The following is a 12,953-nucleotide window of genomic DNA, read 5'->3' on the forward strand; positions in this document are numbered from 1 at the left end:
TTCGGATCAGTGACGGGCGGCCAGATCCGCCACCGCTTCCATCACATGCATCGCCTGCGTGTCGTTGAGACGGGGGTCGCACAGCGACCGGTAGCCGAGGGCCACATCAGCTTCGTTGTCAGGGCCGCCCGGGCCGACACACTCGGTCACATGGTCGCCGGTGACCTCGAGATGAACTCCACCGGGCCACTGCCCGGCGCGCCCCAGAACCTCGAAGAACCCAATGAGTTCGTCGAGTACGTGCGTGACGTGCCGGGTCTTGACCCCGTTGGAGGTGACGACCGTGTTGCCGTGCATGGGGTCGCAGACCCATGTCACCGGATGGCCTGAACGGCGTGTCACGTCGATGAGTTCCGGGAGCCGTTCCCGTACCTGCTGCGCGCCGAGCCGGACGACCAGCGTGAGCCGTCCGGGCCGCCGGTGCGGATCGAGGCGCTCGCACAGCTCCAGCAAGTCCTCGTTGCGGATGCCGGAGCCGACCTTGCACGCGACAGGATTGATCACGGCCGACAACAGGGACACGTGAGCCCAGCCGGGCTGCCTGGTCCGCTCGCCGATCCACGGCAGGTGCGTCGAACCGGCGAACCACTCGCAGGTGACCGGGTCGAACCGGGTCAGGGACTCCTCGTAGTCGAGCACCAGGGCCTCGTGGCTCACCCATGAGCGGTCCCGCGCCGTCGCGGCGTCGAGTCGGTGCAACCGGTCCAGCACCATGCGAGCGGTCTGGTACGCGGCGAGCATACGGAAGGGATCGGAGCGCCTGCTCCGGGCGTCGGGTTCGGCCCCGTTGACCAGCAGACCACGGAAGATCGGCAACACCGTCCCGTCCACCGTCTCCACGGGCTGTGACCGGGGCTTGGCGAACTGGCCGGCCACCCGCCCGATGGCCAGCACGGGGAGCTCCAGCCGGGCGGTGACGGTGTCGGCCATCCTGCTGATCAGCTGGTGATCGCTCTCGGCGCCGCGTACCGCATGCCTGCCGAAGGGTTCCGCGCAGGCACCTGCCTGCAGCAGGAATGCCTCGCCGCGCTGCACCTGGGCCATGCGTACGAGCAAGTCCCTTGCCTCGTCGGCACTGACGAGGGCCGGCAGCGCCGACAATCGCCGGCGGACGGCAAGGGCAGTGGCCGGGTCCGGCCAGTTGGGCTGCTGGGCGGCGGGCAGGGAGTCGGCGGCGGGCGACGTCTTTAACGTGGTCCTTTCCCGTGCAAGGGACCATTGTTCTCCGATGCGGGTCGAGATCGGCATAAGGCGTGCCACTATTCCCCTCTTCCTGCGTATGAGCCTTGTGACGCAGGCCAAGATTATTTGAACATCCCGTTCAATCCGGATTCAAGTAGGTACCTTGAGGTACGCGAAAGGTACAAGACGCTTCACGCGCGGGCACTCATTAAGGGCGCGGGCCCTCATTAAAGACTGGGTGACCTCCTGCCAGGTACTGGTCCCACCTGGTTCGGCCATGGCCACGCACCTTGAGGTACGTAGTTGTGCGGCTTCGCTCACGCAAGGTACTTTTCTCACGTATAGCGTCCGCAATTGCGGAATTCCCCGTCGTACGCAAGCCACCGCTTGCATGGCGTTCCGAGGCCAGCGACCAGCGAACTTTCCAGGAGGACGGCAGATGTGCGGTGTCGCCGGATGGGTCAGTTTTCGTCAGGACCTCTCGCATGAGGAGAACATTCTCGAGGGAATGACCAACTGCATGACCTGCCGCGGCCCCGACGCCTCCGGGCACTGGCTGTCGAGGCACGCGGCCCTCGGGCACCGCCGGTTGTCGATCATCGATTTGCCCGGCGGGACACAGCCCATGACGGTGGATACGCCCGGAGGGCCCGTCACCCTGAGCTACAGCGGTGAGACGTACAACTTTGTCGAACTGCGCGATGAACTGCGCAAACGAGGCCACAATTTCCGCACCAGAAGTGACACCGAGGTCGTGCTGCGTGGATACCTCGAATGGGGTTCTGCCATTGCGGAACGAATGGTGGGAATGTGCGCCATCGCGGTGTGGGATTCCCGCTGCGAGCGGCTCACCCTGATCAGGGACCGCATGGGAACGAAGCCCATGCACTACTACCGGACCAAGGACGGCCTGCTCTTCGGATCCGAACCCAAGGCGATTCTCGCGCATCCTGACGTCAAGCCTGCCGTGGACATGGAGGGCATGCGCCAGCTCTTCAGCTTCTTCACGTCTTCCGAGAACGCGGTATGGGCCGGCATGAAGGTGATGACGCCCGGGACGGTCATCGAGTTCGACCGCAACGGGCTGCGCGAGCACACCTACTGGCAGTTGACCGCCGAGGAGCACACCGACGACCTGGACACGACGGTGGCCCGGGTGCGGCAGATGGTGGAAGACAACGTGCGGCACGAGTTGGTCGCCGATGTGCCGCTGGGCCTCCTGCTCTCCGGCGGCCTCGACTCCAGTGCGCTGGCGGGGCTCGCCAGCCGGCACCTGACCGCCAAGGGGGACCGGGCCCGTACCTTCTCGGTGGACTTCCCCGGCCAGAGCGAGAACTTCCAGCCCCATGAGATGGCCGACTCCGCCGACGCGCCCTACGCCAAGGAAATGGCCGCGCACATCGGTTCCGAGCACCACGACATCGTGCTCGACCACCGCAGGCTGTCCGACCCCGATCTCCGGCGCTCCGTCGTGGCGGCGTGGGACCTGCCCTGGGGCATGGGCGATATCAACGGCTCGATGTACCTGCTGTTCAAAGCCGTACGTGAACACGTGACCGTGGCGCTCAGCGGCGAGGCCGCCGACGAGATCTTCGCCGGCCACGTCTGGCATCAGTCGAAAGCCGCGAGGTACGGCAGTACCTTCCCGTGGCACACCACCTGGCTCAAGCGGGTCGACTGCTCCGCCTACCTGACCGGCGACTTCAATGCCGCTCTGGACTCCGACGCCTACACGGCCGACCGCTTCCGGGAGGCCACCGCGCGCGTGCCGTACCTGGACGGCGAGGACGAGGAACAGCGGATGTACCGGCGGTCCCTGCACCTGGGGCTCAACCACTTCATGCGGGTGCTGGAGGATCGCGTCGACCGGATGGCGATGGCGGTGGGCCTGGAGACCCGGGTGCCGTTCTGCGACTACCGCCTGGCCCAGTACCTGTACAACGTGCCGTGGACGATGCAGACCTTCGACGGCAGGGAGAAGAGCCTGCTGCGCGCGTCGGTCAAGGACGTGGTGACCCGTTCCGTGGTGGAGCGCCGCAAGAGCCCTTACCCGTCCACCCAGGACACGCTGTACGTCGGCGCACTGCAGGAGCAGGTCAAGATCCTGCTCAAAGAGACGAACAGCCCGGTCTTCGATCTGTTCGACCGGAGCAAGCTCGCCGAGGCGGCCGAGCTGTCGCCGCACCAGATCGCCGGCGCCCCGCGAGCGGCCTTCGAGAAGGTCCTGGACCTGGCTGTCTGGTTCGAGATCCGCAACCCGGAACTGCGGTACTGACCGTACGGAGGAGCAGTGAGCGACGAGCTCAGTCTGACCCGGGGCTACAACCTGCTCCGGATGAACGCGGACACCGAGAACCGTGATTCCACCTTCACCCTGAGCGGCCGCGAATTCGAGCTGCTGGAGGGGGTTTTCTCGCCGACCCTTTGCCCGTCCACGGAAATCTACGCGGAGTGGCTTCCCTACCCTGCGGGCGGCAGTTTCCTGGAGATCGGAGCAGGAGCCGGCGTGATCTCCGTGACCGCGGCCCTCAGCGGTTGTGCTCAGGTCACCGCGCTGGATATCAACGAGATCGCTGTGGAGAACACCAGACGGAATGTGGCGCGCCACGGCGTCACCGGCCGCGTGCACGTACTGCACAGCGACATGTATTCCGCACTGGACCGTCAGACGCGCTTCGACCTGGTGTTCTGGAGTTCCAGCTTTATTGAACCGCCGACGGACTTTGCGCACGAAACTCCCCTGCATCACGCGATATTCGACCCCGGATACGTCATGCACAAAGAGTTCTTGCGGTCAGCAGCCGGCCATCTCAAGCCCGGCGGCCGGCTCCTGCTCGGCTACAGCAACATGGGAAATCGTGAACTCCTCACCGAGGTTTCCGAAAGCGCGGGACTGCGGTTCGAGCAGATACATGCGGCACCGCACCCTCAGCTCGCCGATGTCGAATACCAGTTGCTGGAGTTTCATGCGGTAGATCGGCCTGCGGGCTGAGAACAGAATGGAGACGGGACGGATCCAGTGAACCGAACAGAAGAATCCAGCTACCGTTCTCTCTTCGGACAGTGGGATAGCCGGTCCTGGGTGCGATCGAAGCCGCGCAGGAACGGGGCGTTCGAGAGCGGATTGCACTATTTTTCGCCCGACCTGTGCCCGCTGCTCGCTCACCCGGAGGTTCGGGCAGCCCCGGAGCAGGTCCGGGAAGAGATTCTGGTGCACTCCCTCTACGTCTACCTGGAGTTCACGGTTCAACTGGAACTGGGGCCGGTGAACGAGACGTGCCTCCTGTTGCACTCGCCCGATTTCTGCCCGTGGCTGCCCGCGGAGATGAAGGAAGACCTCCTGCGCATCTACACCGACGAGGCAGCGCACGCGGAGATGTCGCACACCCTGCTGACGACGGTCCGGGATTACACCGGTGTGGAACCGATTCCACACCGGCCGTACTTCCTGCAGGAACTCTCCCGCCTGTATGCGGCGGAACTCCCGGTGTACCGGCCCCTGGTGAAACTGTTCTTCTCCATCGTGTCCGAGACGTTGATCACCGGGAGTCTGACCAAGCTGCCGAAGGATCCCTCGGTGCAGCAGGCGGTACGGGACCTGGCCGCCGACCACGCGACCGACGAGGGTCTGCACCACGCCTACTTCCGACGCCTGTTCAAGTCGCTCTGGCCGAAGATGCCGGCTCCACTCCAGACCAAGATCGGGGCCGTTCTGCCCGAGATCATTCTGGCGTTTCTGCGACCGGACGAAGCCGCGATGACGCACATGCTCGCCGGCTACCCTGACGTCTTCAAAGATCCCGCGCGTGTGGTGGCCGAGACCGTGGAATTGCCCCAGGTCCGCGAAAGCCTTGTCGCCAATGCGGCCCCCACGCTGAGGATGCTGGCCCAGGAAGGCGCGTTCTCCGACCCGGCGATCTCCGCGGCGTTCGACAAGCACGGTCTGCGTCGGAACGCATGACCGAACGGCTGCGGGCGTACGGCGTCGGGCATTCGGGTCTTCATGCCGGCAGGCGTTGCGCCGTCCCGACCGCAGGAGGCAGGAGACCGTGGTGATCAACGACTACCTACTCGCCTTATTGTCCGCACCGCCGGCGGACGCCACGGAGTTCGCCAACGGGCGGCCCGCGTTGTGGATGGACAACTTACGGAAGTGGCTTGAGCGCGCGGCCGAATTGGACCACGGCTTCCGCTTCGACGAATCCGTTCAGGATCAGGACGACCGACGGCTCCGCTTGAGGATCCGCCTGCCCATAGCGTTCACCACGGACTTCGTGTTCCACACTTCGGCCGACTTCGACAGGCTCACTCCGCCTCACGCCAGTCCGGTGGATTGTGACCTTGTTGTCCATTTCCTGTGCGTGGCGCATCAACCCGCCGCACAACAGCCACATCGGCGAGAACAACGCTGCACACCGTGGGCCGGCCGCCAGGGCCTCCTCGTCGTGGAGCCCCGGTGGGCGGCAGCTGTGCTTACGGCGCACTCGGCCCCGTTGTTCTGGGGCGCTTCAGCGCGCGAGGAGAGCAGATCGCTGCTGGACAGTACGGGTCCCGATGCCGGTGGCGTAGGAGACCCGTGAACCGTGTCCACTTTATTTCCTCAACGAATTCTGAATCCTTGTGATGGTGTGAGTACTCGACCCTGGATCGTGGATGACGCCTTGTGGGCGCTGATCGAGCCGTTACTGCCGCCCTGGCCCGAGCGTTCGCCAGGGCCGCGACCGGTGGCGGACCGGCTCTGTCTGCAAGGCATCCTGTACGTCCTCTACCACGACATCGCCTGGCAACTGCTGCCGCGGGACCTGGGGTTCGGCTCCGGGCAGACCTGCTGGCGCCGCCTGGAACGGTGGCAGCAGGCCGGCATCTTCGACCAACTGCACCGCGTCTTGCTAGCCGAGCTGCATGCGGCGGGCCAACTCGACTGGTCACGGGCCTGCGTGGACAGCTCCCACCTCCGCGCGAAAAAGGGGGTGCCGACGCCGTTCCGCCGCCGGTCGACCAGCGGCAAGAGGGGCAGCACGCAGCACCTGATGGTAAGTCACCAGGTGGGTGAAGCCTGAACACCTCCGGTTTCGGCTTCGGAGCCCTTTGACACGACAGGTTCACCGGCCTTGTGCCGTGGTGGCGGCATCCCGTCCGTCGCCGGCCGTCCGACCGTCCCCGTAAGCGTCCCGACGCCCTGCTCGGTGGCGGGGGCTGCGCCTCCGGCCCTGCGCGGCGGACTCCGCAAGCGTCGGATCCTTCCCGTCCTCTCTCGCAAGGGCGCCCCGCACAGTGAAGGAATGGGAAAACTCCGCTGCGTCGTCGAGTAGAGCTTCGCCCTGCCCCACCACTTCAAGCGTCTCGCTGTTTGTCGGGAACCCCGCCGAACTCCACGTCGTCTTACTCTATTTGACCTGCGATCGCATCTACTGACGACGCCTCAAGAAAGCCCACTCATGATCGTGTTACGAGCTCTGCGGAAGTGATAGCGTTCCGAACGGGCGGGGGATTCGTCACACTTGGAGCAGGGTCATGCAAGTTTACCCTCAGCGTATCCTTTGCGAGACACGTCACACTCCGCCTGCGGATTGCCCCACGTGGCAATGCATGCAGTCCTCGATGGAGAGATGGGCTAATGGCCAGCCGAAGCACGCTCTCCATCTGGCCCAGGAAGCCAGTCGCCGTGGATTTCACTGCACGTCCGCATCAGATGTCCCACTGCAGGCCGAGATTTGGCTCGCCACACTGGCCACCACCCTGCGCCAACATGGCGATGCCGAACGCAGCATTGCGGCGGCTGAACGTTCCGCTGAACTTTCCGGAAGCCACCGGTACCAAGCTGCTCTAAGACTTCTCCGAGCAGCTTTGAACTGGAACCTGGGCCGGGTCTCCACAGCGCTCGAGCAGGCGCAGGCCGTCTTGGAAGCCCCTGAGGAAGCGGCGAAAAGCTGGAAACCGTACGCCCGTGTTCTCCTGGCCCTGGGCGCGCTGCGACGGGCGGACCTGCGCACCGCCGGCGCGTATGCGCGGGAGGCGGCAATGGACTGGGCGCTGGGGAACACCTACGGCCTGGGCTGTGCGTGGATGGTGGTGCAGACCACGGAGGCAGAGCACGGGACGGACGCGGCCGTCCCCCTGGTGGAGCAGCTCATCTCGCCGGGCCAGGCCCGCGAAAGGCTTCTGCTGACGGACCCGGCGGCCGCGGCGTGGCTGGCACGCTTCATGATTCCCCGCGACTGGAAGAACGCCGAGGCGATCGCGGTCACCGCCCGGACGCTCGCCACCCGGAGCGGGGAACTGCCCGCGCTGGAGGCAGCCGCCCGCCATGCCGAAGGGCTCGTTCACCGCAGCGCCGCGGATCTGCTCTTCGCCGCCGACCATCACCCCGATCCATGGGCCGCTGCCTCCGCACGGGAGGACCTCGGAGTGATGCTCGCTGCACAAGGGGCCTCGGACCGGGCCATCACGGTGCTGGAGCACGCCGCGACCGGGTATCTCACCGCACAGTCCCCGAGAGACGTGACCCGGCTCAAGCGCAAGCTTCACCGGCTCGGGCGTGCCTGCGACCACGCGGACCGGCCCCAGGAACCCGGCATGGGAATCCTGGGTCTGACGAAAACCGAGACCGCCGTGGCCGAGCTGGTCGCACTGGGGCTCTCCAACGCGCAGGCCGCCCAGAAATTATTCATCTCCCGGCATACCGTTGCCCATCACTTGCGGAGCATCTTCAGGAAGCTCCACATATCCTCCCGTGTCGAGCTTGCCCGGACCTGGATGGAAAGCTGCAGGTAGAAGGCAGAGGTCGGCGCTCCCTCGTCCGGACCCTACTCTTTCATGAATTCCATCTCCCGCTTGGTCCAGTCGAAGTCGGTCCGCGCGTTCACGATTTTCTGCTCGTGCTCATCGAGCCATTCCCTGACGCCGTTGACGAGTTGAAGGAGGGTCATTCCCAGCTCGGTCAGCTCGTATCCGACCAACCTGTCGGTCGAATTCTTCGACGAAGTGAGAGGGCCCCTGACGTAACCGTCACGCTGCAGTTTGTGAAGCGTTTCGATGAGCACCTTGTGGTTTATTCCTTCGAGTCGACGGGTGAGCTCGTTGAACCGGCGCCTACCTCCGTCTAATTCGGCCATCACCTCAAGTGACCACCTTGCGGAAAGGGTGCACAGGACTTCCTTGATGGGAATCTCCGTACTTTCCTGCATCGGTGCGGACTCATGGATTGACTGTGTCACTGGGATCACCGCTTATTGCCGTGTCGATCACTTTTGATCACTTGGGAAGAATATTTTCGAAGCCAGTCCTCAACAAGGCCGGCCGCGATTTCACTATGCTGTTCCAGCATAGTGAAATGGTTGCCGGGAACATCCAGCGCGACGTGGTCCAACGGCCAGGAGGTCCGCCACCGGCCGCCATCCGCCTCGTCGACCACCGATTCCGATGCCCGCAGGAACATCGTGGGCGTGTCGAGGACGGTGGGCTTCCACCCTTGGAACAACCTCAGATACGCGCCCATCGCGGTCAGGCGGGTGTCGTCGACCGGCACATGGACGTTGTTGCGTTCGAGGATCGCCGAGAGCAACGCGGGGGCGATGGCGTCTCGGCCGTCACCTTCGGACAGATCGAGCACGTCCGCCAGCACCACCCCTGCCGGCCCCGCCCCCTGTGCCTGCAGGTGTGCGGCCAGCGCGTGGGCCAGAATGCCGCCGGTGGAGTGGCCCAACAGCACGAACGGCTCCGTGAGGCGGGCCTCCGCGAGCCCTGCGGCCAATGTTTCCAGCACCGCCTGCTGCGTTGCCGGCACCTGCTCATCGCGGTTGAAGCCGGGCAGGGGCAGCGCCCACACATCGCGTTCCCCCCGGAACGGAGCGGCCAAGCGGGCGTACTGGTGCGGCCCTGATACTGCCAGCATCGAGGGCAGGCAGATCAGGGCAGGTCCACGGCCACCTTCGCTGAGCCGAACAGCCTTGCTCTCCACGCCGGTGTGGAAGGCGGGCCTGAACCGCGACATCTCGGTGAGCAGTGCCAGGAACGCTCCTGCCTGGCGGGTATCGGCGGCCTGCCGGAGCAAGGTGCCCATCATGAAAGCCGACGCGTCGGGGGTGGGCGCCTGATCGGTGAGTTCGTTCCGCAGGTGTTGGGCGAGCGCCATCGGGGTGGAGTGGTCGAACAGCGCCGCCGGCGCAAGGCGCAACCCTGTTGCCGCGGTGAGTCCGTTCCGTAGTTCGACGGTGGTCAGGGAATCGAAGCCCAGCTCAAGGAACTCCCGGTCGGCCGGGACCTCGTGCGCGGGGCTATGTCCCAGAACCGCGCGGACATGGGTGCGCAGGAGGTCCAGCAGAACCAGGTCCTGCTGGTCAGCCGATTTTCCGGCCAGCTGGTCGGGGAGGGACGGCCCCGCGTCGGCCGCGACGGCTCGGCGTCCACGGGAGACGAGCCCCTTCAGCAGGGCGGGTGCCACGACATCGGCGTCGTCGGCGCGTCGCACGGTGGCGAGGTCCAGCCGGATGGGCACCATCACCGGTTTGCCCGCTGCCCGCGCCGCGTCGAACAGCGCGAGACCCTCCTCGTTGGACAGTGGCCGCACACCGGAACGATTCATCCTGCGAACGTCGACGTCCGCGAGGTCTCGGGTCATCGCACCGCTCTGTTCCCATGGCCCCCAGGCGAGCGAGAGCGCCGGAAGACCGGACGCGTGGCGCTGCTCCGCCAGCGCGTCCAGCATCGCGTTGGCGGCTGCGTAGCTGCCCTGGCCCGGTCCGCCGAAGACGCCCGCGGCCGAGGAGAACATCACGAACGCGGACAGGTCGAGGTCCCGGGTCAGCTCGTGCAGGTTGAGGGCGCCGTCCACCTTGGGACGCAGGACGTGGCTGAGGTGCTGTTCGGTCAGCGCCGGGATGACAGCGTCGGCCAGCACACCTGCGGTGTGCACGACGGCGGTGAGCGGCCGGTGCTCGGGCACGGCCCGGAGTACCGCCGAAAGCGCCGCGGAATCGGCCACATCGCACGTCGCCTGGATGACGTTTCCGCCGAGCGCGGACAACTGCTCACCGAGCGCACGGTCCGGGGCGCTTCTGCTGACGAGCAGAAGGTTACGCACGCCGTGCTCGACCACCAGGTGCCTGGCCAGCAGCCTGGCCAGCGCACCGTTGCCTCCGGTGATCAGGGTCGTGCCGTCGCGGTCCCAGGCGGTGGCCCGCCCGAGGTCCCGCCCCGCCCTGGCCAGCCGGCGCGCGTGCGCCACACCGGCCCGGATCACCAACTGGGGCTCATTGGAGGTCAGTGCCGCCGGAACCGCGGTGGCGGAGGCATCGTGCTCGTCCACGTCGACCAGGGCGAACCTGCCGGGGTTCTCCGATTGGGCCGAACGCACCAGGCCCTGGACCGCGGCTGCGGCGAGGCCGGACCCGTCCGTGCTCCGCGTGAGGAACACCAGGCGGGCGGCGGCGAGTCGTTCGTCGGCCAGCCATGCCTGGACCAGAGCCAGCGTCTTGGCCAGGGCGGTCCGAGCGGTGTCCGCCCGCGGTACCTCGACGATCACCACCTCCGGCACCGCGACCCCGGATCCGATCTCCGCGACCAGCGCGGCCAGGTCGGGCACCGAGCGTGCTCCGGTGGGCAGTTCGCCGGCGCCGAGCCGCACGCAGGAAACCGGAGCCGCCGTGACCTGCTCAGGCACCAGGTCCACCTGGAACAGCGCGTTCGCGTGACCGCTGGACAGTGTCGGGACAGGGCGGCCCGTCAGGGACTCCGCTGCCGCCACCGCCCGTCCGGAGGCATCGGCCACCAGCACCGACACCGATGCCGGTCCCGTGCGGCGCAACCGCACTCGCAACGCCCGGGCGCCCGTGGCGAACAGCGACACCCCCGTCCAGGCGAACGGCAGTGCCCCGTCCCCGCTCGCGATGTGCAGCGCCGCGTCGAACAGGGCCGGGTGGAGCCCGAAGGAGTCGGCCTCGTCGTGGCGCTCTTCGGGCAGCCCGACCTCGGCGAACAGGTCGTCTCCGTGCCGCCAGGCCGCGCGCAGCCCGCGGAACGCCGGACCGTAGTCGAACCCGTCGTCGGCGAGCCGGTCGTAGAAGCCGCTCAGGTCAACTGCGGTCGCTGACGCCGGCGGCCACTGTGCGAGCTCGTCGGTCCCGGCATCGACGGCGCGTTTCAGGACACCACTGGCGTGGCGTGTCCAGACGCCGGGCTCGGTACTCCCGTACACCCGCACTTCCCGCCGCCCAGCCTCCTCGGGGCCGACGGATACCTGGAGTTCGACCTGGTCCTGTTCGCGCAATGTCAGCGGTGTTTCGAGGGTCAGCTCCTCGACCGTGGCACTCCCGACCTGGTCGCCCGCGTACAGCGAGAGGTCGACGAAGGCCGTACCGGGCAGCAGGGCCGTGCCGTGGATGAGGTGATCGGCCAGCCAGGTCTGCGTCCGCAGCGACAGGCTGCCGCTGAACACCAGCGTGTCCGGGTCATCGGCGAGGTGCACCGCGTTGGTGAGCAGGGCGTGGCCGGGCACATCGGCACCACGTGGCGCGCTGGGCGTGTCGGCCAGCCAGTAGCGCCGGTGCTGGAAGGCATAGGTCGGCAGGGCCTGCCTGCGTGTGTCCGTGCTCTCCCAGAAGGCGGGCCAGTCGACGCGCACACCATGGGTGTGCAGCTGGGAAACTGCGGTGACGATGCTCCGGGTCTCCGGCCGGTCCGCGCGCAGCGCGGTGGCGAATACCGTTCCCTCGACGTCGTACAGGCAGTCCTGCCCCATCCCGGAAAGCGCCCCGCTCGCGCCCAGCTCCAAAAAGGTGCGCACACCTTGGGAGGCAAGCCGGCGCATGCCGTCGTGGAATCGCACGGCTTCCCGCACGTGCCGGGCCCAGTAGTCCGGAGAGGACAACTGGTCGGCCGTGGCAAGAAGCCCCGTCACATCCGAGACCACCGGGATCCTCGGGGTGTGGAACGTCATCCCGGCCGCAACGCGTCGGAACTCGTCGACCATGTCCTCCATATGAGCCGAGTGGAAAGCGTGGGAGACACGCAGCCGCGTGGTCTTGCGGCCACGGCGCTCGAACTCTTCCTTGATGTCGAGCACCGTCCGCTCGTCACCGGAGATCACCACGGACGAGGGCCCGTTGATCGCGGCGATGGACACCCGGTCGCCGGCCGCGGCCACGAGAGGAGCGACTTGGTCCTCGGACGCCTGGAGGGCAACCATCGCCCCGCCCCGGGGGAGGGCTTGCATAAGTCGCCCGCGAGCAGCCACCAGTGCGCACGCGTCCGGCAGCGAAAGGCATCCGGCGACATGGACGGCAGCCAGTTCACCTATCGAGTGGCCCAGCAGGAAGTCAGGCTTGAGGCCCCATGAACCGACCAGCCGGAAAAGGGCCACGGAGATCGCGAACAGCGCCGGCTGGGTGTAACCGGTCTCGTCAAGGAGCCGAGCCGTCTCCGAATCGGCTGCCGCGAACATCACCTGACGCAACGGGACGTCCAGGTGGGGGTCGAATGCGGCGAGGACCGAGTCCAACGCCGTGGCGAACACGGGGAATTCCTCTGCGAGCCGCCTTCCCGCCCCCAGCCGCTGGCTACCCTGCCCGGGAAACAGGAACGCCGTCCGCCCGGCACGAACACTCGTGGTCTTGGCGGCCCCGAGCGCTGCCAGCAAGTCGTCCCGGGTCTCTCCCACCACCATTGCCCGGTGCTCGGAGTGGGCCCGGCCGACGGCGAGGGTGTATCCGATGTCTGCGGGGTCGAGTTCGGGGTGGGTGTCCAGGTGGGTGCGCAGGCGGGCGATCTGCTCG

At 66.7% G+C, this 12,953-nt stretch carries 9 protein-coding genes; 6 read left to right on the top strand and 3 right to left on the bottom strand.

Annotated features, from left to right (window positions below; genetic code table 11):
• Positions 1–6: 6 nt before the first annotated feature.
• Positions 7–1,248, bottom strand: a complete 1,242-nt coding sequence (locus tag ACGFR7_RS36010) for a 3-deoxy-7-phosphoheptulonate synthase (protein ID WP_393327862.1) — start codon at positions 1,246–1,248, stop codon at positions 7–9.
• Positions 1,249–1,621: 373 nt separating this feature from the next.
• On the opposite strand from ACGFR7_RS36010, the gene asnB reads away from it, so the two are divergent.
• From asnB to ACGFR7_RS36040, 6 genes are all read left to right on the top strand, one after another.
• A complete protein-coding gene (asnB, locus tag ACGFR7_RS36015) occupies positions 1,622–3,457 on the top strand; it encodes an asparagine synthase (glutamine-hydrolyzing) (RefSeq protein WP_393327865.1) in 1,836 nt (611 codons plus the stop codon).
• Between the two features lie 15 nt (positions 3,458–3,472).
• Entirely contained in the window at positions 3,473–4,174 is a 702-nt protein-coding gene (locus ACGFR7_RS36020; RefSeq protein ID WP_393327868.1) for a methyltransferase, read from the top strand.
• Positions 4,175–4,201: 27 nt separating this feature from the next.
• Complete coding sequence (locus tag ACGFR7_RS36025; RefSeq protein WP_393327871.1) at positions 4,202–5,143, top strand: diiron oxygenase; 942 nt, start codon at positions 4,202–4,204, stop codon at positions 5,141–5,143.
• 88 nt (positions 5,144–5,231) lie between these two features.
• Positions 5,232–5,762, top strand: coding sequence for a hypothetical protein (locus tag ACGFR7_RS36030; protein ID WP_393327874.1), 531 nt, complete (start codon positions 5,232–5,234; stop codon positions 5,760–5,762).
• Positions 5,763–5,810: 48 nt separating this feature from the next.
• Positions 5,811–6,242: a transposase gene (locus ACGFR7_RS36035; RefSeq protein WP_393327877.1), complete on the top strand. Its 432-nt coding sequence runs from the start codon at positions 5,811–5,813 to the stop codon at positions 6,240–6,242.
• Positions 6,243–6,771: 529 nt separating this feature from the next.
• On the top strand, positions 6,772–7,956 hold the full coding sequence (locus tag ACGFR7_RS36040; RefSeq protein WP_393327880.1) for a response regulator transcription factor: 1,185 nt from the start codon (positions 6,772–6,774) through the stop codon (positions 7,954–7,956).
• Between the two features lie 32 nt (positions 7,957–7,988).
• Here the strand turns inward: ACGFR7_RS36040 and ACGFR7_RS36045 are convergent, their stop codons facing one another.
• Positions 7,989–8,369 (bottom strand): winged helix-turn-helix transcriptional regulator, encoded by a 381-nt coding sequence (locus ACGFR7_RS36045; protein WP_393327883.1) that lies wholly within the window; start codon positions 8,367–8,369, stop codon positions 7,989–7,991.
• A 35-nt stretch (positions 8,370–8,404) separates the two neighbouring features.
• Entirely contained in the window at positions 8,405–12,946 is a 4,542-nt protein-coding gene (locus tag ACGFR7_RS36050) for an SDR family NAD(P)-dependent oxidoreductase (RefSeq protein ID WP_393327892.1), read from the bottom strand.
• Positions 12,947–12,953 lie beyond the last annotated feature (7 nt).

Origin of the sequence: Streptomyces sp. NPDC048516 (assembly GCF_043199875.1) — a bacterium.
GTDB lineage: Bacteria > Actinomycetota > Actinomycetes > Streptomycetales > Streptomycetaceae > Streptomyces.